The 21892-nt window shown below is 72.8% G+C and carries 18 protein-coding genes; 6 read left to right on the top strand and 12 right to left on the bottom strand.

The window, feature by feature from the left end:
* Positions 1–49: 49 nt before the first annotated feature.
* From erm to AC068Z_RS38565, 4 genes are all read right to left on the bottom strand, one after another.
* Entirely contained in the window at positions 50–841 is a 792-nt protein-coding gene (gene erm, locus AC068Z_RS38580; RefSeq protein ID WP_478567104.1) for an ErmE/ErmH/ErmO/ErmR family 23S rRNA (adenine(2058)-N(6))-methyltransferase, read from the bottom strand.
* 301 nt (positions 842–1142) lie between these two features.
* On the bottom strand, positions 1143–2423 hold the full coding sequence (locus tag AC068Z_RS38575) for an ABC transporter substrate-binding protein (protein ID WP_478567101.1): 1281 nt from the start codon (positions 2421–2423) through the stop codon (positions 1143–1145).
* 17 nt (positions 2424–2440) lie between these two features.
* The gene (locus AC068Z_RS38570; protein ID WP_478567098.1) at positions 2441–3274 is read right to left on the bottom strand and encodes a carbohydrate ABC transporter permease; all 834 of its coding nucleotides are present in this window, start codon (positions 3272–3274) and stop codon (positions 2441–2443) included.
* Positions 3271–4185 carry a carbohydrate ABC transporter permease gene (locus AC068Z_RS38565; protein WP_478567095.1) on the bottom strand — a complete coding sequence of 305 codons (915 nt, stop codon included), beginning with the start codon at positions 4183–4185 and terminating at the stop codon, positions 3271–3273. Before AC068Z_RS38565 ends, AC068Z_RS38570 begins: the two co-directional genes overlap by 4 nt.
* 162 nt (positions 4186–4347) lie before the next feature.
* Here AC068Z_RS38565 and AC068Z_RS38560 point away from each other — a divergent pair, with 162 nt between their 5' ends.
* Complete coding sequence (locus AC068Z_RS38560; RefSeq protein ID WP_478567093.1) at positions 4348–5211, top strand: phosphotransferase enzyme family protein; 864 nt, start codon at positions 4348–4350, stop codon at positions 5209–5211.
* 41 nt (positions 5212–5252) lie between these two features.
* Here the strand turns inward: AC068Z_RS38560 and AC068Z_RS38555 are convergent, their stop codons facing one another.
* Positions 5253–6158, bottom strand: coding sequence for a LysR family transcriptional regulator (locus tag AC068Z_RS38555; RefSeq protein ID WP_478567090.1), 906 nt, complete (start codon positions 6156–6158; stop codon positions 5253–5255).
* 80 nt (positions 6159–6238) lie between these two features.
* Here AC068Z_RS38555 and AC068Z_RS38550 point away from each other — a divergent pair, with 80 nt between their 5' ends.
* Together AC068Z_RS38550 and AC068Z_RS38545 are read left to right on the top strand one after the other, a co-directional pair.
* Positions 6239–7207, top strand: coding sequence for a DMT family transporter (locus AC068Z_RS38550; RefSeq protein WP_478567087.1), 969 nt, complete (start codon positions 6239–6241; stop codon positions 7205–7207).
* Positions 7177–7692, top strand: a complete 516-nt coding sequence (locus AC068Z_RS38545; RefSeq protein WP_478567084.1) for a YbaK/EbsC family protein — start codon at positions 7177–7179, stop codon at positions 7690–7692. Before AC068Z_RS38550 ends, AC068Z_RS38545 begins: the two co-directional genes overlap by 31 nt.
* Positions 7693–7861: 169 nt before the next feature.
* Here AC068Z_RS38545 and AC068Z_RS38540 read toward each other — a convergent pair whose 3' ends face one another.
* The 4 genes from AC068Z_RS38540 to AC068Z_RS38525 all read right to left on the bottom strand — a co-directional run bounded on the left by AC068Z_RS38540 (position 7862) and on the right by AC068Z_RS38525 (position 12296).
* Positions 7862–8584, bottom strand: coding sequence for an exonuclease domain-containing protein (locus AC068Z_RS38540; protein WP_478567081.1), 723 nt, complete (start codon positions 8582–8584; stop codon positions 7862–7864).
* 130 nt (positions 8585–8714) lie between these two features.
* Positions 8715–9959 carry an SAV2148 family HEPN domain-containing protein gene (locus tag AC068Z_RS38535; protein ID WP_478567078.1) on the bottom strand — a complete coding sequence of 415 codons (1245 nt, stop codon included), beginning with the start codon at positions 9957–9959 and terminating at the stop codon, positions 8715–8717.
* Positions 9960–10062: 103 nt separating this feature from the next.
* On the bottom strand, positions 10063–11409 hold the full coding sequence (locus AC068Z_RS38530; protein ID WP_478567075.1) for a copper amine oxidase: 1347 nt from the start codon (positions 11407–11409) through the stop codon (positions 10063–10065).
* A gap of 53 nt (positions 11410–11462) precedes the next feature.
* The gene (locus tag AC068Z_RS38525; RefSeq protein WP_478567072.1) at positions 11463–12296 is read right to left on the bottom strand and encodes a Tat pathway signal sequence domain protein; all 834 of its coding nucleotides are present in this window, start codon (positions 12294–12296) and stop codon (positions 11463–11465) included.
* Positions 12297–12478: 182 nt separating this feature from the next.
* Here AC068Z_RS38525 and glgX point away from each other — a divergent pair, with 182 nt between their 5' ends.
* Positions 12479–14596 (top strand): glycogen debranching protein GlgX, encoded by a 2118-nt coding sequence (gene glgX / locus AC068Z_RS38520; protein WP_478567069.1) that lies wholly within the window; start codon positions 12479–12481, stop codon positions 14594–14596.
* On the opposite strand, the gene AC068Z_RS38515 is transcribed toward glgX, so the two are convergent.
* A complete protein-coding gene (locus AC068Z_RS38515) occupies positions 14593–15861 on the bottom strand; it encodes an MFS transporter (protein ID WP_478567066.1) in 1269 nt (422 codons plus the stop codon). The two genes, glgX and AC068Z_RS38515, sit on opposite strands and share 4 nt — an antisense overlap.
* An 81-nt stretch (positions 15862–15942) precedes the next feature.
* Here AC068Z_RS38515 and treY point away from each other — a divergent pair, with 81 nt between their 5' ends.
* Positions 15943–18291: a malto-oligosyltrehalose synthase gene (gene treY, locus AC068Z_RS38510; protein ID WP_478567063.1), complete on the top strand. Its 2349-nt coding sequence runs from the start codon at positions 15943–15945 to the stop codon at positions 18289–18291.
* A gap of 508 nt (positions 18292–18799) precedes the next feature.
* On the top strand, positions 18800–20050 hold the full coding sequence (locus AC068Z_RS38505) for a M14 family zinc carboxypeptidase (protein ID WP_478567060.1): 1251 nt from the start codon (positions 18800–18802) through the stop codon (positions 20048–20050).
* 45 nt (positions 20051–20095) lie between these two features.
* On the opposite strand, the gene AC068Z_RS38500 is transcribed toward AC068Z_RS38505, so the two are convergent.
* A complete protein-coding gene (locus AC068Z_RS38500; protein WP_478567058.1) occupies positions 20096–20527 on the bottom strand; it encodes an SSI family serine proteinase inhibitor in 432 nt (143 codons plus the stop codon).
* Entirely contained in the window at positions 20524–21876 is a 1353-nt protein-coding gene (locus AC068Z_RS38495; RefSeq protein WP_478567142.1) for a M14 family zinc carboxypeptidase, read from the bottom strand. The genes AC068Z_RS38500 and AC068Z_RS38495 overlap by 4 nt, the downstream gene beginning before the upstream one ends.
* Positions 21877–21892 lie beyond the last annotated feature (16 nt).

The following is a 21892-nucleotide window of genomic DNA, read 5'->3' as shown; positions in this document are numbered from 1 at the left end:
TCGTAGGGCGGCCAAGTCATGCGGCTCAGCGGCAGCGACGTCAGTCGGCTCAGGTGCACGGACGGCTCCCCAGCGCCTCGTGCAGCCGCAGCCAGCGCTCCGGTGGGACCTCGCCGACCAGCACCCTCGGATCGAGTCCGGCGGCCCGGAACGCGGCGTCCACCCGGCTCCGGGGCCGGGCCCGGCGCAGGGAGGCGTGCAGTGAGCCGCCGGCCCCGGAGAACCCGAGCTCGACCAGGCGGCACCAGCTGTCGTACCCGGCGCGGTCGAGCAGGGGCGCGGGGCGCCGTTCGATGCGCAGGATCCCCGCGTCCACGCGGGGCGCGGGCCGGAACCGGGTGCGATCGACGCGTCCGACCAACCGCCACTCGTGGCGCGGCCAGCTGCGGACGGTCAGCAGGGTCCAGCTCCCGAAGTCGCCGGTGCGCTTGCGGGCGTATTCGAGCTGCGTGATCAGGGTGGCCTCCGTGAGGGTGGCGGCGCGCAGACACCAGTCGACGATGTCCGCGGTGCGCGAGAAGGGGACGTTGCCGACGACCGAGAAGGGGGTGCGCGGCGGTCGCAGAGCGAGGAAGTCGCCGCCGAGGACCCGGACGTGGGGCGTGGCGGAGAAGCGGGCGCGCAGTGCGGGGAGCAGCCGGGCGTCGATCTCGTAGGCGCGCAGTTCGCGGCACCGAGGGGCGAGTACGGCGGTCAACGCGCCCTTTCCCGCGCCCACTTCGAGGACCAGACCGGCTCCGCGGCCGGGCGGGACGGCGAGCCGGGCGAAGCGTTGGGCGGTGGCGCGGTCGGCGAGGAAGTTCTGCGAGAGCGCGCGGGAAACGTGCGTGGAGCGGGCCATGGCCTGCGGTCCTTGTCTTCCGTGACAGGGGAAATGGGCAGCCGAAGGCCCTGACCGGAAGACAGAGAAGAGGAGACGGAGGCTCTACCGCGCCCGCGCTGACGTCAGCGGGTGCGGCTCCCCGGGCCGGTCAGGGTTCCGAGGCCACGACGCATCCGGATGGCGTGCGTGCAGCCCCGGCCGAGACCGGAGATGAAGATCGCGTTGAAGGCTCCCACGCAGGGCACGTTAGGAGGGCGGGCCGGGGACGGACAACTGGTTTTCGACGTCGTACGACGGATGCTCGTCGTACGACAGGTGCTCACCGCTGGTAGCGGGCCAGGACCAGGTTCCCGTCGTCCTCCAGCCGCTCGCGCAGGTCGTCCAGGCCGATCGCCCCGCTGTAGTACTCCTGGAGCGCGGGCGTGGCGACCTTGTCCTTCCACTCCGGGTAGCCCCGTACGGACTGGGCGGGCGCCGACCGCAGATGCCCGGCGAGGGCGGTGCCGGTGGCCCAGTCGTGCTTGGTGGTGTGCAGGGCGGGGTCCTTCAGCGCCTCGGTGCCGGTGGGGAGCATCCAGTCGCCGAGGGCGAGCCGGACCATGTTCTCGGGCCGGAGCAGGAAGTCGATGAACTCGGCGGCCTCCCGCTGGTGCGGGCTGTCCGCGGCGATGGAGAGGGTCTGCGGGCTGACGCCCTGGGTGAGCCCGTCCGCGCCCGCCGGGGCGGGGAGGACCTGCCAGTCGAAGCCCTCCGGCGCCTGCTGCACGATCTGCTGACGGTAGGAGAAGCCGAGCGGGACCATGGCGTACCGGCCGCCGAAGAAGCCGGGCAGGGTGTCCGAGCCGCCGCTGCCGAGGGTCGAACCGGAGGCGCTGTCATCGGTGTTGACCTGGTCGCGGATGGTCCGCGGGACCACCTCGTCGGGGGCCTGGAAGCGGACCTCGACCTTGCCGTCGGCGTCCCGGTGGAAGAGCTGTCCGCCGGCCGACAGGGAGAGGTTGAGGGTGGCGGAGACGGGCTCCTTCAGCGGCCAGGCCACGCCGTACTTCCCCGCGCCGCTCAGCTCCTGGGTGATCCGCCGGAACTCCGGCCAGGTCCAGGGCCGTTCGGGGGTGGGGATGCGTACGCCCGACTCCTTCAGCCTGGTGGCGTTGGCGATGAGTACGCGCGGCTCCTGGAGGAACGGCACGCCGTAGACGCCGTCCCCGAAGGTCGTCGTACGCCAACTGCGCTGCGGAATGTCGTACTTGAGGCGGCCGGGCAGCAGGTCGGTCAGCTCGGCGAGGTGGCCGCCGTATGCGAAGTCCGCTAGGTCGTCGGAGGCGTCGTGGACGATGTCCGGTGCCTCGCCGCCCTCGAAGGCGGTGAGCAGCTGGTCGTGGACGCTGTCCCAACTGCCCTGTACATACTCGACCTGGACGTCGGGATGGCTAGCGTTCCACTCCTCCACGAGCTCCTTGTTGACCGCGACGGACTCCTCCTGCCAGGCCAGGGACTGGAAGCGGAGGGTGACACGGCCGTCGTCGTCCGAGGAGCCGCCGGTGCAGCCGGCCAGGAGGCCCAGGAGGAGGAGCAGGACGATGATCCAGCGTGCGCGCACAGCCCTTTGACAGCCCATCAGTTCTTCACCGCCCCCGCGAGCATGCCGCCTGTGATCCGGCGCTGGACGACCGCGAAGACGACCAGGGACGGAAGGGTGGCGAGGAAGGCGGCGGCGGCCAGCGGGCCGAGGTCGGCGACGCCCTCCGCGCCGATGAAGTGGGTGAGGATCACGGGAAGGGTCTGTTTCTCCGGGGTCTTCAGCAGTACCAGCGCGAAGAAGAACTCGTTCCACGCGGTGACGAAGGCGAACAGGCCGGTCGCCACGATGCCCGGCGCGAGCAGCGGCGCGGTCACCGAGACCAGCGTGCGCAGCCGCCCGGCTCCGTCGACGGCGGCCGCCTCCTCCAGCTCGGCCGGCACGGCACGGACGTATCCGACGAGCATCCACAGCGCGAACGGCAGCGCCCAGACGACGTACACCAGGATCAGCCCGAACAGTGAGTCGATCAGGCGGAGGTTCTTCAGGACCAGGAACAGCGGGATGATCACCAGGACGAGCGGGAACGCCTGGCTGACCACGACCCAGCCGGTCGCGGCGCGCGCGAGCCGGGTGCGCTGCCGGGCCATGACGTAGGCCATGGGGGTGGCGACTGTCACGGCGATCAGCGCGGCGCAGACGGCGGCGATCAGGGAGTTCGCCGCGGCCTCCAGCAGGGGCTGTTCGTCGAAGGCCTGGCGGAAGTTGTCGAGGGTGGGGTTCTCGGGGATCCAGGTGGGGTGCAGGCTGCCGAGTTCGCGGGGCGGTTTGAAGGCGGTGGAGAGCAGCCAGAGGAAGGGGAAGGCGAGGAAGAGGAGGTAGGCCAGGAGGGCGGCGTACTGGCCCACGCGGGCCGTGGCGCTGGTCTTCATTCCTTCGCACCTCCGCGCAGTCTGCCCACCAGGAACAGTGCGAGCAGGATCGAGATCAGGGCGACCATGACGCAGCCCATCGCGGCGGCGTAGCCGAACTGGCCGTAGCGGAAGGCCTCTTCGTAGGCGAAGAGCATCGGCAGCCGGGTGCGGCCGCCGGGGCCGCCGCTGGTCAGGACGTAGACCAGGGCGAAGGAGTTGAAGTTCCAGATCAGGTTGAGCGCGGTGATCGCGAGGGCGACCGGCCGGAGCGCGGGCCAGGTGACGGTCCAGAAGCGGCGCCAGGCGCCCGCCCCGTCCATGGCGGCGGCCTCGTGCAGTTCGCGCGGGGTGTTCTGGAGGCCGGCGAGCAGGGCGACGGTCGTAGTCGGCATCCCGGCCCAGACGCCGACGACGATGACGGCGGGCAGGGCGGTGGCGAGGCCGCTGAGCCAGTCCCGTCCGTCGCCGAGGCCGAGGTCGCGGATCGTCTCGTTGAGGATTCCGGCGTCCGGGTTGTAGACCAGCCGCCACATCACCCCGACCACGACCTCCGGCATGGCCCAGGGGATGATCGCGAGGGCGCGGGCCAGCCAGCGCAGCTTGAGGTCCTGGTTGAGCAGCAGGGCGAGCCCGAGCGCCAGCAGGAACTGCGGGACGGTGACCCCGACGGCCCAGACCAGGCCGATCCGGAACGACTCCCAGAACAGGGTGTCCTGGAGAAGGTCCCGGAAGTTGAGACCGCCGATCCACTGGGTGGGCTGGGTACGGCCCGACTGCGAGTCGGTGAAGGCCAGCAGGATGCCGTACAGCAGCGGGCCGACGCTGAGCAGCAGGATCGGGAGCAGCGCGGGCAGCACGAGGAACCAGGCTCCGCCCGCGCGGGGCGGCCCGCCTGGTGCCGACCGCTTCGTCGCGGTCACCAAGGTCACGTGATCGGCTCCTCGCACGGCTCGTGGCGATCTCGGACTGGGTTTGGTCATGGTCGTGACAGGTGTATGCGCCGTCAAGGGCCCGCGCACACCTTCCTACCTGTGCGAATGCGAGACTGGCCGACGGATGACCACGCACCGAGGGCGACATGGAGGCCAACGATGGACGAGATGCGGGCCCGGGAGGTACTGGCCGCGGCGGACGTGCTGCCCGGTCCGGCACGGGACGCGGCTCTCCTCGCCCTGGGCGAGAACGCGGTGTTCGCCGCCGGTGACCTGGTCGTCAAGGTGGGCCGGGACACGGAGCTGATGGACCGGGCCCGGCGCGAACTCGACATCGCGGTGTGGCTGGCGAAGGCGGGCGTACCGGCGGTCCGGGCCGCCGCGCCCGAGCCGCTCCTGGTGGCGGGGCACCCGGTGACGGTGTGGCACCGGCTGCCGGATCCGGTACGCCCGGCGGAGCCCCGCGATGTGGCCGAACTGCTACGGGTCGTCCACGCCCTGCCCGCGCCCTCCTTCGCTCTGCCGCCGCGCGACCTGCTCGGCGGAGTGGAGCGCTGGCTGCGTCTCGCGGGCGACGCGATCGACCCCGCGGACGCCGATTACCTCCGCGCGCGACGGGACGGTTTCGCGGCGGCCGCGGCCGCTCTCACCCCGCGCCTGCCCCGGGGGCCGATCCACGGGGACGCGCTGCCCCGGAACGTGCACGTCGGCCCCGACGGGCCCGTACTGGTGGACCTGGAGACCTTCTCCGCCGACCTGCGGGAGCACGACCTGGTCGTGATGGCCCTGTCCCGGGACCGCTACGGCCTGCCCGCCGAGGCCTACGAGTCCTTCGTCGCCGCGTACGGCTGGGACGTGCGCGAGTGGGACGGCTGCCCGGTCCTGCGCGGAGCCCGGGAGACCGCGAGCTGCGCCTGGGTGGCGCAGCACGCGCCGAGCAACCCGAAGGCCCTGGAGGAGTTCCGCCGCCGGGTGGCCTCCTTGCGCGACGGGGACGAGACGGTGCGCTGGTATCCGTTCTGAGCCTGCCGGGCCCTGGTCGGCTCCTTCTCCCGCGGGCGGCGTCAGGTGTCGGCGGCCTGGACCGACCGGGCCGCGCGGCGGAGTTCGGCCAGGACCGTGCGCACCGCCTTCCTCGCCGTGCGTTCGGGTCGGTAGAGGGCGTCGATGTGGCGTCTCGCCTGCACGCCGCTCAACGGCTTGAGGGTCAGGGCGGGGTGGGGGCGGGTCGTCCAGCGGGGCATCAGGGCGATCCCTCCGCCGGCCGCCACCACCTCGGCTGCCACCGCGAACTCGTTGATGCGATGGGCGAGACGCAGCCGGCGCCCGGCCGCCGCCGCGATGGCGTCGATCGTGGCCAGCACCGGGAAGCCGTCGTGGACGGTGATCCAGGGCTCGTCGGCCACATCGCGCGGGGTGACGCGGCGCTTGGCGGCCAAGGGGTGGTCCCTGGGCATGGCCACGTCCAGGGGCTCCCGCAGGAGCGTGGTCACCGTGACCGTGTCCGGCCAGGGCGGGGCGTGGTCCAGGCGGTGGGCGAGGACGATGTCGTACTCCCGGGTGAGCCGCGGGAAGTCCTCCTGGGGCACGTCCTCGTCGGCGAGCCTCGGCACCGGTCGGTCCGGTCCGGCGAGCGCGCGCAGCAACAGCGGGAAGAAGGTGCCGCCCGCGCTGTGGAAGGCGGCCACCGACACCTCCCCGTCCGGCCGTCCCACGAACTCCTCGACGCTGCCCCGGGCCCGCGCCAGCGCCGTCTCGACCTCCACGGCGGCCCCCGCCAGAGCCTGCCCGGCGTCGGTCAGCACCAACCGCCTGCCCTGCCGCTCGGTGAGCGGGACCGGGATCGCCCGCTGGAGCAGCCTGAGCTGCTGGGAGATCGCCGACGGCGTCACCAGCATCGCCTCGGCGACGGCGGTGACACTGCCCAGCTCGCCCAGCTCCCGCAGGATCCGCAGCTGCCGTTCGTCCATCCTCTCAGTGTAGGAGTGCTAAAAGATCCTTTTAGAAACTGCTACTGGGCTTCAGAGACGTATCGGTGCACCGTAGGCACGTGTCCGACGTCCGCCGTACCGATGCGGTACTCCTCCTGGTCGCGGTCGTCTGGGGATCGAGCTATCTCTCCGCCCAGACGGCCACCGCCGCCCTGCCCGTCCTGCTGGTGCTGTTCGCCCGCTACGCCCTGTCCGCGCTCGCCTGTCTCGGCCTCGTCCTGTCCCGGCGCGGCGCGCGCCGCTGGACCCGCGACGAACTGCGCGCCGGGGTGCCGCTGGGTCTGACCCAGGCGGCGGTGCTGATCGTGGAGACGTACGGCGTCGCCCACACCACCGCCGCCAACGCGGGGCTCATCATCAGCCTGACCATCGTGCTCACCCCCCTCCTCGACCGGGCCGGCCGCTCCGGCGGACTGCCGCGCGCCTTCTACGCCGCCACCGGCGTCTGCGTCCTCGCCGTCGCCCTGCTGATGTCCGGCAACGGCTTCCACGCGCCGCGCCTCGGCGACCTGCTGATGCTCGGCGCGGCGGTGGTGCGGGCCGGCCATGTCGTCCTGGTCGGACGGCTCACCGTCGGACGGGCGGTCCGTCCGCTGCATCTGACGACGGTGCAGACCCTCGTCGGCACGGTTCTGTTCCTGCCCGCCGCGGGGGCCGGACTGCCGACGCTGGCCCGCGCCGACTCGGCGACCTGGACCCAGCTGGTGTATCTGGCCCTGTTCTGCAGCGTGTTCGCCTTCCTCGCGCAGACCTGGGCCGTGCAGCGCAGCTCCGCGAGCCGGGCCAGCCTGCTGCTGGGCACCGAGCCGCTGTGGGCCGTGGCCGTGGGCATCGCCCTCGGCGGCGAGCACCTCACCGCGCTCACCGGCCTGGGAGCGGCGCTGATGCTCACCGGCACGTACTGGGGGCAGTCCGTGGAGCGCGCCCACCGCACGGCACCACCGCCTCCGCCACGGACGCCGCCGCCGCCCACTCCTCGCACCGAACGGGATCCCGCATGTCCGAGCACGCCACTTACCACCACCTGATCTCCCTGCTCGACTCCTCCTCCGTCGACTACCGGCTCCTCGACCACGCGCCCGAGGGCGCCACCGAGGCCGTCTGCGCGCTGCGCGGTCACCCCGCCTCCCAGGCGGCGAAGTGCATCGTGCTGCGGGTGAAGGTGGACCGCCGCACCACACGGCACGTCCTCGCGGTCGTCCCCGGGGACCGCCGGGTCGACCTGGACGCCGTACGGGAGCTGTACGCGGCGCGCTACGCCGGGTTCAGCGACCCGGAGACCGCCGAGCGGCTGGCCCGCTCGGTGCCGGGCACCGTGCTGCCGTTCAGCTTCGACCCCGAGCTGGAGGTGGTCGCCGATCCCGAGGTGGTGGCCCAGCCGAAGCTGTACTTCAACGCGGCCCGGCTGGACCGGTCGCTGATGGTCTCCGGCGCCGACTACGCGCGGCTGGCGGAGCCACGGATCGAACGGATCGCGGGCCCCGCCGAGAACATGGCGGATCCCGCCGAGTAACTCGCCCGTCCGGCCGGACAACTCGCCCGCTCCGCCGAGCAACTTGCCCGCCCCACCGGATAAGTTGCCCAGCCCGCCGAGTACACCGCCCGTCCCGCCGAGTACACCGCCCGTCCCGCCGGACAACTCGCCCGTACCCCCCGAGTACACCGCCCGTCCCGCCGAGTGATCAGACCGTCTCGTCGGCCGGCTCCCGCAGCGGCCAGGTGCCGTCGATCACGGCCTCGGTCTCGCCCTTGCGGCGCAGGAAGCTCTGGAAGTCCGCCGCCCACTCGGCGTACCACTCGATCTGGCGGCGGTGCAGTTCCGCCGGGCCGAGGGCCGCGATCTTGGGGTGGCGGTCGGCTATCGCACCGGCGAGCCGGGCCGCGGCGAGGGCGTCGGCCGAGGCCTCGTGGGCGGAGTCGAGGGTGACGCCGTACTCCGCGCAGACCGCTTCCAGGTTGCGCTTGCCGCGGCGGTAGCGGTCGGCCCAGCGGTCGATGGTGTACGGGTCGATCACGGGCGCGGGGTCGTGTCCGCCGAGCCGGTCGCGCAGCGACGGCAGTCCGTGGCGCCGCAGTTCGGCGGAGAGCAGGCTCAGATCGAAGGCGGCGTTGTACGCGACGACCGGGACGCCCGTCTTCCAGTAGCCCGCCAGGACGTCCGCGATGGCGTCGGCCACCTGGTCCGCGGGGCGGCCCTCGGTGGCCGCGCGCTCGTTGCTGATGCCGTGCACCGCCACCGCTTCCGCCGGGATCTCCACGCCGGGATCCGCCAGCCACTCCCGGCGTCCCAGGACCTGGCCGCCCCTGACCTCGATCACGGCTCCGGTGACGATGCGTGCCTCACGCGGATCCGTGCCGGTCGTCTCCAGGTCGAATCCGATCAGCAGCTCACGGTGCCAGCCCATGGGCGGTCCCCCTTCTTGGTGGTGCTCTCCCCCAGTGGCCTCCACCTTCCCATGTGCCACTGACAATCAGAGGAGCGCGTTCCGCTTAGCGCGCCGACATCGGGGTTGGCGCGCCGACATCAAGGTCGATTCAGGACACAGGCCTCGAATCAGCCCATGCCACCTCGAACTCCTCGCGATAGGTGGGGAAGAGCCCGCCGTCGTCCACGTCGCCCGGCTTGACCACCCGGTTCCCGCCGCGCAGCACCAGCACCGGCGCCTCCATGCCCCGGCTCCGGCGCAGATAGGACTGCAGGACCGCGATGCCGTCCGAGCCGTCGCCGTCGACCAGATAGGCCGTGAAGCGCGGGGTCTCGTCGTAGACCTGGATCTCGAAGGCCCCGGGGTCGCGCAGCCGGGCGCGGACCCGGCGCATGTGCAGGATGTTCATCTCGACCGAGCGGCTCAGCTCGCCCCGCTTGAGGCCCAGTTCCCGCTCGCGCCGCTTCACCGCGCTGGACGCCGGGTTCAGGAACAGCAGCCGCACCCGGCAGCCCGACTCGGCCAGCCGCACCAGGCGCCGGCCGGAGAAGTTCTGCACCAGGAGGTTGAGGCCGATGCCGATGGCGTCCAGCCGCCGGGCGCCGCCGAAGATGTCCTCGGCCGGGAACTGCCGCAACAGCCGTACCCGGTCGGAGTGGACGGCCACCACGTCGCCGTACCGGTCGCCGACCAGGTCCTCGACCGCGTCCACGGGCAGCCGGCGCGCGGAGGGGACGTCGCCGCCCGCGCCGAGGATCTCCAGCAGCCGCGCCGAGGCGCGTTCGGCCTGGTTCAGGACCGCCTCGGACAGCGCCCGGTTGCGCGAGACGACGTTCCGGGTCACTTCCAGCTCGTCCAGGGCGAGTTCGACGTCCCGGCGCTCGTCGACGTAGGGCTCGAAGCACGGCCAGTGCTGCACCATCAGCTCGCGCAGCTGCGGCAGCGTCAGGAAGCTGAGGACGTTGTCGTCGGCCGGGTCCAGCAAGTAGCCCTTGCGGCGGCTGACTTCGCGTACGGCGACCGCGCGCTGCACCCATTCCTGCCCGGCGGGTCCGGCCGCCGCGACCACCCAGTCGTCGCCGTGGACGGGTTCGTAGATGGGGCGCAGCACGGCGGCCACGACCGCGCGCAGCCGCTGCTCGACGAGGTTCAGCCAGATGTAGGCCCGGCCGGCCCGCTGGGCGCGGGTCCGTACCTCGCGCCAGGCGTCGGCGTCCCAGTCCAGCTCCGGTCCGATGGCGCCGACGCCCGCGTCCATGGGACGCGCCAGGGACACCGTGCCGGGCGGGACGTCTGCGGAGTTCCCCTCGTGACCCTCGTCACCAGGGGGCAACTCCAGCCCTCCCGAGCCCACCCGCGCACCGCCTTCCGCTCCCCCGAGCACTCCCCGTGTCAACGATCAAGGAAGGGTACTCCGGGAGCGGTCGGCGGTGCAGCAGGATGGACAGGGTCGTTGCTCAACTACCGCTGTTCCAGTCGCCGTTCTGGTCGGCGAGCGCGGGCGGAGTGAGCGGATTCATAGCGGTGACGTCGCGCGGGGCGATGGAGAAGCCCTGCCAGTGGACCGGCATGGGCTGCTGGTCCTCGTCCCTGGCTATGTGGTGGAAGCCGATGTTCATCCACACCGAGGGGCGGGTGAGCGTCTGTCCGTTGACGAACTGGTCGACGGACTCCCCCGTTCCGGCGCCGCATCCGGGCATGTTCTCGCTGGCGTACTTCTCGCACTTCTTGTACTCGGTGAAGTACACGTCGTGCTTGGTGAAGCCGCGTCCCGCGTACTTGCTGGTGGGGCCCGGGACGAGTTCGTACGACCGCGGGTGGCCGTCCTTGTTCTTGCCGGCCGTGCTCACCACCCGCCACCAGCGCAGGTTCTTCAGGTCGCCGGCCAGTTCCTTGGTCACCTTGGTGCGGGTGGTCTTGGTGGTCGGGCCGTCGCCGGCGCCGGCGGGCGGGCTGACCTTGGAGTCGTACTGCTCGACCTTCGTCTTGGAGGAGCCGTCGAGCGCGAAGTCGAGCTTCCAGAAGACGTTGTGGCTGTGGCTGTCCGCCTTCGCGGCGGAGCCCTTGCCGATGGGCCAGCTGCGGCCGTCGCCGCCGTCGTAGTCGTACGGCGAGAGGCTGCCCGTCGCGCCGACGTTCATCGTGAGGGTGCCGTCGTCCTGGAAACGCCACTCGGTGATGTACTCGTACCAGTCGACCTTGTTGACGGTGTACACGAGCAGGTCCTTGCCCTGCTTCTGGTAGACCTTGTTGTCCTGGTTGGCGTTGAGGAAGCGGTAGGCGTGCCCCCGCGCGCGGGTCGTGGTGCACAGGCCCTTGATGTTGCCGTCCTCGTAGTACGACGGGTTCTGGACCTTGACCGTCTTGATGGTGCCGCCGGGGCACTCACCGGCGGCCATGTTCATCAGGCCGTTGCCGAAGTTGTACCGCGTCAGGTCGTTGTACTCGCTGCGCCCGTCGTCGTAGGGCACGTGGATCTGGGCGAGCTTGGCGCTGTTGAGGACCTTGATCGGCGCGGCCTCGCCGGGCGGCTGGTAGGAGATGTCCTCCAGGACGATGCCGGCCTTGCTCTCGAAGCGCCAGCACATCCGCCAGGTGGTGCCGGTGGAGAGCTTCTGCTCGATCCGGTAGGCCGTGCTGCACTCGGCGGCCGCCGCGGGCGCGCTCCTCGGCTGCCCCTGGGGCGCGGTCTTGCTCTGGGCGGTGGCCGGGCCCGCTCCGGTCGTCGCGCCGGCGGCCAGCGTGGCGACGGCGAGCGCCAGGGCCGACCGGTTGCGGGCACGGCTGATTCTGGTGACGCGCATGAAGAAACGACTCCCTTACAGGGGGTGCAAGTAGGAAAAGCGAACGGACTGGCTCAGCCGCGGTCGATCGCGAAGACCTTGCGAGCGCTGAGGTCGATCACCAGGTGCCGGGCGTCGATCCACGGCCCGTTCGTGACCTTCGGGGTCAGCGTCGCGCAGCGGTGCTTGCCGCAGTCCGCGAGCGCGGCGGGCCGGATGCCCGGATCCGCCTTGAAGATCATGCTGTTCAGCTGGAGCTGGTCCGGCGAGGTCAGCTCCTTGCCGGTGGCGTCCTTGTAGTCGCCCTTCAGACCCGCGGCCTGCGGGTCGGCGAGCAGCAGTCGTGCCGCCTCGGCCTCCTCCTCGGCGCTGAGCGGCGGCTGCACGCCCCGATGGGTGGAGGTCTGCTCCACCTTGCCGGTGTCGAGGTTGACCGTCCGGGTGACGAGCGTGTCGTCCTTGTAGTCGTAGAAGGTGACCTCGGCTCGCCGCGGCGCGCCCGGGTCGTCGAGCTCGTCCGCCTCGGGCTCGGCCAGTTCCAGGCCGAGCTGCTGCGGACCGCGGTCCCCTTCGACGTCCTCACTGGCGTTGACCAGCTGCCGGCTCAGGGCGATCCGCTCGACCCTCTCCAGCTCGCCGTCGGTGAGCGGGTCGCGTCCCGTGCCCTTGTCGCCCTCGGCGGGCGCCTGTTCCACGACGCCGGGTGCGACGGCCTGGTCCCCGGCCTGTCCCTGCGTCTGGCCCTGTCCTTCGCCTGCCTGCTGGGCCCCCGTCGTGTTCCTGTCGCCCGAGTCGTCGGCCCCCGCCGTCCCGGGCAGGGTCACGGCGATCATCGCCGCGGTCCCGGCCAACGCTATGGCCGCACCGGCCACCACCTTGCCCAGATGGCGGTGCACTGTGTTGCGCACGTCTTTTCCCCCTACTCCCCCTGGGTCCCCGGGAGTATGTGATTGCCCCACTGGTTCGGCATACCGGGTATGCCTGGTCGCCCGGTAAGAGGGGCGTAAGTCATAGGTGGTTCCATCACTTTCGGGGAGACTCGGAGCCAAGGCGCCACCGACGGCGCGGTCCACCTGAAAGAGTCGTGTGCATGCAGGTCTGGCCTGGAGAGGCGTATCCACTCGGTGCCACGTACGACGGCGCCGGCACCAACTTCGCGGTCTTCACGGAGTCCGCGAACCGAGTAGAGCTGTGTCTGCTGCATGACGACGGCTCGGAGACGGCGGTGGAACTGCGGGAGAGCGACGCGTTCGTCCGGCACGCGTACCTGCCCGGCGTCATGCCGGGTCAGCGGTACGGCTTCCGGGCGCACGGTCCGTACGCCCCGGAGCGGGGCTTGCGCTGCAACTCCGCCAAGCTGCTCCTCGATCCGTACGCGAAGGCGGTCAGCGGCTCCATCAGCTGGGGCGAGGAGGTGTACGGCTATCACTTCGACGCGCCCGACGAGCGCAACGACCTGGACTCGGCGCCGCACACGATGTCGTCGGTCGTGGTCAACCCGTACTTCGACTGGGGCGACGACCGGCGCCCGCGCACCGACTACCACCACACCGTGATCTACGAGGCCCATGTCAAGGGCCTCACCATGCGCCATCCGGGACTGCCGGAGGAACTGCGCGGCACCTACGCGGCGCTGGCCCACCCGGCCGTCATCGAGCACCTGACCGCACTGGGGGTGACGGCGCTGGAGCTGATGCCGGTCCACCAGTTCGTGAACGACCACCGTCTGGTGGACATGGGCCTGAACAACTACTGGGGCTACAACACGATCGGCTTCTTCGCCCCGCACAACGCCTACGCGTCCTGGGGCGACCGCGGCCAGCAGGTCCTGGAGTTCAAGTCGGCGGTGAAGGCGCTGCACGAGGCCGGCATCGAGGTGATCCTGGACGTCGTCTACAACCACACGGCCGAGGGCAACCACCTGGGCCCGACGCTGTCCTTCCGGGGTCTGGACAACCTCTCCTACTACCGGCTCACCGACGACCGCCGCTACTACATGGACACCACGGGCACCGGGAACTCCCTGCTCATGCGGTCCCCGCACGTCCTGCAGCTGATCATGGACTCGCTGCGGTACTGGGTCACCGAGATGCACGTGGACGGTTTCCGCTTCGACCTCGCGGCCACCCTGGCCCGGCAGTTCCACGAGGTGGACCGGCTGTCGTCCTTCTTCGACCTGGTGCAGCAGGACCCGGTGGTCTCCCAGGTGAAGCTGATCGCCGAGCCCTGGGACGTGGGCGAGGGCGGCTACCAGGTGGGCAACTTCCCGCCACTGTGGACGGAGTGGAACGGCAAGTACCGCGACACCGTACGGGACCTGTGGCGCGGCGAGCCCCGCACGCTCGCGGAGTTCGCGTCCCGGCTGACCGGCTCCTCCGACCTGTACCAGGACGACGGGCGCCGCCCGCTGGCCTCCATCAACTTCGTCACCTGCCACGACGGCTTCACGCTGAACGACCTGGTGTCGTACAACAACAAGCACAACCAGGCCAACGGCGAGGACAACCGCGACGGCGAGAGCCACAACCGGTCCTGGAACTGCGGGGCGGAGGGCGAGACCGACGACCCGGAGGTGCTGGAGCTGCGGGCCCGCCAGCGGCGCAACTTCATCGCGACGCTGATGCTGTCCCAGGGCGTGCCGATGATCAGCCACGGCGACGAGTTCGCGCGCACCCAGCGGGGCAACAACAACGCCTACTGCCAGGACAGCGAGCTGGCCTGGCTGAAGTGGCCCGAGGGCGAGGAGGCGGACACCGAGCTGCTGGACTTCACCCGCGCGATGGTGTGGCTGCGCCGGGACCATCCGGTCTTCCGCCGGCGCCGCTTCTTCCACGGGCGGCCGGTGGAGGGCACCCACGACGAGCTGTCGGACATCGCCTGGTTCACTCCGCCGGGCAAGGAGATGACCCAGCGGGACTGGAACTCGGCGCAGGCGTCGGCCCTGACGGTGTTCCTCAACGGCAACGCGATCTCCGAGCCGGGCCCGCGCGGGGAGCGCATCGCCGACGACTCCTTCCTGCTGATGTTCAACGCCTCCCCGAAGACCCTGGACTTCGTCGTGCCGGTCAACCACGGCCGCCAGTGGCAGGTGGTCGTGGACACCGCGCGCGGAGAGGGCGTCGCGGCGGGCTCGGGCCCGAAGGTGCAGGCCGGGGACCGGCTGACCCTGGTCGACCGGAGCATGGTGGTGCTCCAGCGGCCCGTCTAGGCCCTGTCGGCCTGTGAGCGGGTGCCCGCGCGCGGGTGGCTCTCGGCGTCGTACGAGGCGTACGGCGCCGCGGGTGCCGCCAGCGCGAGGGCGCAGGCGAGGGCGGCGGCAAGGCTCGCCGCCCCGAACGCCGCGGTGGGGCCGTACGTCTCGGCGAGGCGGCCGGTGACGGCCACCGCGAGGGCCTGGCCGCCCACCAGGGCGCTCGTCGCGACGGCCATCGCCTCGGCGAGCCGCCCGGGCGGCACCACCCGCTCGGTGAGCCCGAACACCGTGATCAGGTGGGGCGCGTAGGCGACCCCGAGGACGACGACCGTCGCGTACAGGCCGATCAGTGACTCCGTCCAGAGCAGGGGCAGCGAGAGCGCGCACGCGGCCGCGGTGGCCGTCCGCCACCGTGCCGTGAGTCCCACGCGCGCGGGCACGGCGGCCATGGCCAGTCCCGCGACGGCGCTCATCACCCCCATGGCGGCGTACACCAGTCCCGCCTGTTCCGGCCGCCCGAGCCGCTCCGTGAGGGCGGTGATGCCCGCCTGGCAGGCGCCGAACATGGCGCCCTGGAGGGCGAGGGCGGCGCGCAGCGAGTGGACCGGGCGAGGCATGCGTCCACGGACTCCGGTACGGCGTACGGCCGCCGAGCGGGTCAGCGCGGCCGTCGGGTGGAGGGCGAAGCCGCTGCCGCACACGGCGACCAGGAGCGCGGCGGCGATCAGGGCGTGCGCGGGGTGCGCCAGGACCGCGGCCAGACCGACCAGGGCCGGGCCCAGAACGAAGGAGATCTCGTCCAGGGTGCTCTCGAAGGACAGGGCGGCGCCGACGACCGGCTCGGGCGCCTTCTCCCGGCGCGCGAGGGCGACCAGCCGGGCCCGGGCCAGCGGGCCGACGAGCGGCACGCTGGCGCCCGCGCAGGCGCCGAGGAGCGCGAGCCACGGCATGCCGAGTCCGGCGAGCGCCCCGGCCACGAGCGCGGTGATCGCGAGGGCGTTGGCGAGGGAGAAGCCGAGCACGACCGCGCGCTGGCCGTGCCGGTCCGCGAGCCGGCCCACCAGCGGGCCGCACACCACCTGCCCGATCGCCAGCGCCCCGCCGGTCACACCGGCGGCGGCCAGCGAGCCGCTCGTACGGGCGACCAGCAGCACACTGCCGAACTGGATGGTGGCGGTCGGCAGCCGCCCGAGGAACGACACGCCCGGCAGGAACGGCCCGGTCAGACCGATCACCTCGCGGTACGTGCCCAGCGTGCCGCCGTGTCCCACAGATCCCATCGCTCGACGCTAGCCACGCGTGCGGGGGCACGTGGAGCGGACGATGACACGAAGCGCGGCAGGGCGGGTACGTACGTTTCCATGACACCTGAGCGACCTGACCCGGTGGCGCCCACGGCCACGTACCGGCTGCAGCTGCAGCCCGAGTTCCCGTTCGCTGCCGCGGCCGAGGCGGTGCCCTATGTGGCCTCGCTCGGCGTCTCGCACCTGCATCTGTCGCCCGTGCTGGAGGCGGTGCCGGGCTCGACGCACGGCTACGACGTCGTCGACCACGCGCGCGTGCGCGGGGAACTGGGCGGCGAGGAGGGACTGCGCGCGCTGTCGCGCACCGCGCGGGAGCACGGGCTCGGCCTGGTGGTGGACATCGTCCCCAACCACATGGCCATGGCGCCGCGCCAAAACCGCGCCCTGTGGGAGGTCCTGCGCGAGGGCCCGAAGTCGCCCTACGCGCGCTGGTTCGACATCGACTGGGAGGTGCTCGGCGGGCAGGTGCTGCTGCCGGTGCTCGGCGGCCCGCTCGGCCAGGAGCTCGACCGGCTGCGGGTCGACGGCGACGTCCTGCGCTACTACGACCAGGAGTTCCCGCTGCGCGAGGGCACCGGGGAACTGCCGCTGCCGCAGCTGCTGGACGCCCAGTGGTACCGACTGGCCTGGTGGCGGCTGGCCCGTACGGAGCTGAACTACCGCCGGTTCTTCAGCATCTCGGAGCTCATCGGGGTGCGGGTGGAGGACCCGGAGGTGTTCGAGGCCACGCACGACAAGACCCTGGCCCTGCTGCACGAGGGCGTGATCGACGGGCTGCGCGTCGACCACCCCGACGGGCTCGCCGACCCCGACGCCTATCTGCGGCGGCTGCACGAGGCGACCGGGGGCCGCTGGACGGTCGTGGAGAAGATCCTCGCGGACGGCGAGCACCTGCCCGCCGCCTGGCCGGTCGCGGGCACCACCGGCTACGACGCCCTGCGGCACATCGACGGCCTCTTCACGGACCCCGCCGGGTGCGGGGAACTGCTCGGCCAGTACCGGCGGTTCGCGGCCCCGCAGACGGACCGGGGCGGGCAGTGGGAGGCGACGGTACGGCGGGCCGCGTACAAGGTCGTCACGTATGAACTGGCCGCGGAGACCGACCGGCTGACGCGAGTGGCCGACCGGGTGTGCGCCACGTCGCTGGAGCCCGCGCTGCGCGACCGGGCGCCCTGGGCGCTGCGCACCGCCCTCCAGGAGCTCCTGGTCCGGCTGGAGGTGTACCGGCCGTACGCCTCCGGGGACCCGGCCGCCGTCGTCACCGAGGAGGCGGCGGCCGAGGCGCGGCTCGCCTTCGTGGTCCCGGAGGAGGCGGGCGCGGTCGACGCCGCGCGCGATCTGGTGCTGGGGCGCGCCGGGGACGGGCCCGACCAGGTCGAGTTCCGTACCCGGTTCGCGCAGACGGCGGGGGCGCTGCGGGCCAAGTCCGTGGAGGACACGGCGTTCTACCGCTATGTGCCCCTGCTGTCGGCGACCGAGGTGGGCGGGAACCCCGGGGCTCCCGCGATGTCCCCGGAGGACTTCCACGCCTACTGCGCGCGCGTGCAGCGCGACTGGCCGGCGACGGGGACGGTGGTGTCGACGCACGACACCAAGCGCAGCGCCGACGTGCGGGCCGCGCTCGCGGTGCTCACCGAGTGCCCCGCGTGGTGGGCCGACGTGCTGGCCGAGGTGACCCGCACCGGCGAGGGCGTGCCGGACGCGCAATTGGCGTGGGCCGCCTGGCAGACCGTCTTCGGGCTCGGTCCCGACGCGGAGGCCGGGCGGGTGCAGGGGGCGCTGCTGAAGCATGTGCGGGAGGCGGGGCTGTTCACGAGCTGGACGGAGCAGGAGCCGCCGTACGAGGAGGCGGTGGCGGCGTTCGTCGCGGCGGGGCCGTGCGGCCCGCCCGGCGAGCGTGTGGCCGCCCTGCGCGAGCGGCTGGCGCCGCACATCCGGGCCAACGTGCTCGGCACCGCCCTGGTCCACCTGACGATGCCAGGCGTGCCGGACGTGTACCAGGGCACGGAGAGCGAGTACCGGGCGCTGGTGGACCCGGACAACCGGCGTCCGGTGAGCTTCCCGCCCGCGGAGCCCGGCGAGAAGGACGAGGTCACCGCGGCGGCCCTGCGCCTGCGGGCCCGCCGCCCCGCGGTCTTCGGCGACGCGGCGACGTACGTCCCGCTGCCCGCGGAGGGTCCGGCGGCGGCGCACTGTGTGGCGTTCGCGCGTTCGGAGCAGGTGGTCACCGCCGTGACCCGGCTGTCGCTGCGGCTGGCGGAGGCGGGCGGCTGGCGGGACACACGGCTCGCGCTGCCGCCGGGCCACTGGGTCGACGTCCTGGCACCGGACCGGGAGTTCACGGGGCACGCACGCGTGGAGGAACTGTTCGGACGACTTCCGGTGGTGTTGCTGGAGCGGGTCTGAGGGGGCGGGGGACGAACGCGGGCGGCGCACGAGCAAGGGCGGGGCGAGACGAGCAGGGGCGGGGCGGGACGAGCAGGGGCGGCGCACGAGCAGGGGCGAGGCGGGACGAACGCGGGCGGCGCACGAGCAGGGGCCCGGGGGGAGACGAACGCCGGCGGCGGACCCGAGCAGGCTCCGGGCGCACCCGCGTCGCGCCGCGCTCAGCGCGCGCCCTCTCGTCGTGCGCCCCGGCACCCGCCCCGCCACCGGCACACACCCGCGCCCGCCCCCGGCGCCGACCACGACCGGGCGGCGCACGGGAACGACCGACGCCGCTCCCTCCCGCGCCCGGTGCTCCCAGCCGATTCCCGGCCGTCGGGTCTCCCACGGGCCCCGCCCGCACCACCCGCCCTGTCCACGGCCGGCGAATGCCCCTGGGCGCCCCCTGGAGCCTCCCCCTGGGTGTCCTTGACAGTGCACTGCGACCGTGGGGTACTGCGGATTGCGAAGCCGGGCGGATGTGACGGGGGTGAGTCTCCTGCCGGAGCTGCGCTACCCCACGGTGACCGAAGTCGTCTCGACGGCCCGGGCGTTGGCTGCCCAGCGACCGGGCCTGTGCACTCTGCGGCAGGTGGGTGCGTCGCGGGCGGGCCGCCCCCTCCACCTGCTGTCCGTCGGCCGGTCCCGGACCGCCGTGCTGGTGGTGGCGGGCGCCCACGCCAACGAACCGACCGGCGGCCGTACCCTGCTCGCGCTCGCCGAACGCGTCCTGCACGAGCGGGCGTTACGCGCCGACACCTCCTGGCACTTCCTGCTGTGCGCCGACCCCGACGGGGCGCACTTGCACGTCACCCCGGCGCCCCGCAGTCTCTTCGACTACCACCTCGGCTTCTTCCGGCCCGCGGGACCCGAGCAGCCGGAGTGGTCCCCCGCCGTCCTCCCGCCCGACCGGCTGCCGCCCGAGACGCTCGCCCTCACCGGCGTCATCGACGAGGTGCGCCCCTACCTCCAGGCGACCCTGCACGGCACCGACCTGGGCGGCAGCTGGGTGCAGTTGACGAAGGACGTGCCGGGGCTCGCCGAGCCGTTCGCGAAGTCGGCGGCGGAGCTGAACATCCCGGTGGAGACGGGCGCCTCGGACGCGGCGGGCTGGCCCGCCTCGGGGCCGGGCGTGCATGTGATGCCGGCGCCGGGGACCCAGGCCGCGTACCCGAGCATGCCGGACGACGCCCGGCACAGCACCTGGCACCACGTGCACCGGTACGGCGGTCTGACCGCGGTCGTGGAGGTGCCGATGTGGGCCAGCGACCTGGTGGACGACCCCGTGCCGCATCCGGCGCCGGCCGCGGCGATGCGGCGGCTCGCGGGCCGGCTGGTGCGGGACGCGCTGGAGGTGGAGCGCGTGCTCACGGAGGCGCTGCCCCGGCTGGACGGCGTCGACGGGCCGCTGCTGCGGGCCGCGCGATGGGCGCTGGAGCTGGTGCCGGGCCTGGCCGCGGACTGGATCCACACGGTGCCGGCCGACAACACGCGCGCGTACATCGGCAGTGTGGACGCCTTCGCGCGCCGGCTGCCGCTGCGGGCGGCGGCCATGCTGCTGCGGGTGCTGCAGGAGACCGACGACCGCGCGGCACCGGGTCTGGAGCGGCTCGTGGCGTCCTGGAGCTGCTCCTTCGAACGGCGGTTCCGGGCGCGCTGGGTGCCCTTGGAGCACCAGGTCGAGCACCAGTCCCGCACGGTCGTGGCGGCGGCGCGGCACGCGCGCGACCGGGCGGCGTGAGCACCGGCCCGCCACGCGCGCGTGCGCGGCGCCGCCGCGCCGCCGTCACTCGTCCAGCGCGAACACCGCCCCGGTCAGCGCCCCCATCTCGCAGGTGTTGCCGAACTGCCGCTGGTACTCGACCTGGCGGCCGTTCCACTCGCCGCTCGCCCGGACCGAGACCGGGGCGTAGATCATCGGGCAGACGGTGTCCCGCGCCGCCATGCGGTCGATCTCGCCGTCGACCGCTGTCAGTTGCGCGCAGGCCTCGGCGGCCCGCGCGTGGCCCTGCGGCGGGTCGCACATCAGCAGGGTGCCGCGGGTGTCGCTGGACTGGGCACTGCCCTTGGTGAGCGTGAGGTAGAGCCAGTTGCCCGGGATGCTCTCCCGCTCGACGGCCTGCGCGGGAACCGTCGCGAGGACGAGCAGGGAGGCCGCGGCCAGCAGGACGCCCCGGACACCGGCCCGTCCCGCCTTCACTGTGGTGGAGTGTGTCATTCCCGATGCATCGGCACGGCGGCCTCGGATCCCCACCCCGGCTCACCCGAACGGGACTCCCCGCGCGTGTGGCGCGCCGCCAGGTCGAACGCGGCGAGCACCACACGGGACTGGTATTCGACCTGCCGCGCGACCGGTATCCACCGCGCCCCGCAGCCGTCGCGGTAGTCGGCGCACCAGGCCTCGATGAGCCGGTCCAGCTCCGGCAGCGCACCGGCCGGGTCGCGCCCGGCGTCGGTGACGAGCCGGTGCAGCAGCCCCGCGGTGCGCAGCGCGAGGCGCCGGCCGGCGATGCGCAGGGTGGCGAGGTGGCCGGTACTCAGGGGTGGCAGCGGCTGGGCGTCGACGGTGGCGAAGTCGGGGTCCCAGGCGTCGGCGAGGCCGGGGCAGACCAGTAAATAATCGTCGACCGGGGCGAGCAGCCGCACGGTGTCGGGGGTGGCGGGCAGGTGAGGGCGGATCCGCCCGAGGAGCCGCGCCAGCAGCCGGGAGTCGTTGCGCAGGGTGCGGCTGACCGTGCGCAGGACCGTGGCCGCGTCGGCGGGTGTGGTGTCGTCCTCCACCGCGGCCACGCCCCACATGGGTGCCTCCACCACAGCGGTCACCGTGCCGTACCGGTGCGGGTGGAACCACGTCGACTCGACGGCGGCCTCGGTGATGGCGGCGGCCAGGTCGCCCCGGCGCGGCGGCGGGATCCGGTAGACGGCGGGCCCGAGGCGAGGCCAGTACAGGGTGTCGTACGGGCCCAGTTCGCGCGGGATGCCGAGGCGGGCCGCGGTCTGGGCGAGGCGGCGCGGGAAGCCGGGCAGGTCGTGGGTGAGTTCGGCGAAGCCGCCGCCGACGTCGACGCCGTGCAGGGAGCACTGCAGGAAGGGCCGCAGTTCGTCCTGGAGGGCGAGCAGGGCGCGGGTCTCGGGCAGTGCCACGCTCTCCGGGCCGTCGGGCAGCCATTCGGGCTGTTCCAGGAAGCCGGGCCGGAAGAAGTTGCGGAAGTAGCGGTCGAGGGTGTACGGGCCCTGCAGCCAGCCCTCGTTGCGGCGCAGTCCGTCGGGGTCGAGGCAGAGCAGGAGGTTCCAGGTGGCGTCGGCGCGCTCGTGGCGGCGGGGGTCGGCGAGGGCGTGCTCGGCGAGCCGGAGGGCGGTGGCGCCGCCCACGGGTTCGTTGGCGTGCGGTCCCGCGACGACGAGGGCGTGCCGGCTGCCGTGGCCGACGGAGAGCAGCCACAGGGGGGTGCCCGCGCGGGAGGTGCCGACGCGGCGCAGCCGTGCCTGCGCGGGGTGGCGGGTGACGAGCGCGGCCGCCCGGGCGCCGAGTTCGTCGACGGTCGGGTAGCGGAGGAGCGGGAGCAGGGCGCACCTCCGCGTG

The sequence above is a fragment of the Streptomyces sp. NPDC043726 genome (genome assembly GCF_056436565.1).
This window is presented reverse-complemented; position numbering and strand designations above follow the sequence as displayed.

Coding starts and splice junctions, on each gene's coding strand:
- erm (WP_478567104.1), bottom strand. CDS start 841: ATGGCCCGCTCCACGCACGTTTCCCGCGCGCTCTCGCAGAACTTCCTC.
- AC068Z_RS38570 (WP_478567098.1), bottom strand. CDS start 3,274: ATGAAGACCAGCGCCACGGCCCGCGTGGGCCAGTACGCCGCCCTCCTG.
- AC068Z_RS38560 (WP_478567093.1), top strand. CDS start 4,348: ATGGACGAGATGCGGGCCCGGGAGGTACTGGCCGCGGCGGACGTGCTG.
- AC068Z_RS38555 (WP_478567090.1), bottom strand. CDS start 6,158: ATGGACGAACGGCAGCTGCGGATCCTGCGGGAGCTGGGCGAGCTGGGC.
- AC068Z_RS38545 (WP_478567084.1), top strand. CDS start 7,177: ATGTCCGAGCACGCCACTTACCACCACCTGATCTCCCTGCTCGACTCC.
- AC068Z_RS38540 (WP_478567081.1), bottom strand. CDS start 8,584: ATGGGCTGGCACCGTGAGCTGCTGATCGGATTCGACCTGGAGACGACC.
- AC068Z_RS38530 (WP_478567075.1), bottom strand. CDS start 11,409: ATGCGCGTCACCAGAATCAGCCGTGCCCGCAACCGGTCGGCCCTGGCG.
- glgX (WP_478567069.1), top strand. CDS start 12,479: ATGCAGGTCTGGCCTGGAGAGGCGTATCCACTCGGTGCCACGTACGAC.
- AC068Z_RS38515 (WP_478567066.1), bottom strand. CDS start 15,861: ATGGGATCTGTGGGACACGGCGGCACGCTGGGCACGTACCGCGAGGTG.
- treY (WP_478567063.1), top strand. CDS start 15,943: ATGACACCTGAGCGACCTGACCCGGTGGCGCCCACGGCCACGTACCGG.
- AC068Z_RS38500 (WP_478567058.1), bottom strand. CDS start 20,527: ATGACACACTCCACCACAGTGAAGGCGGGACGGGCCGGTGTCCGGGGC.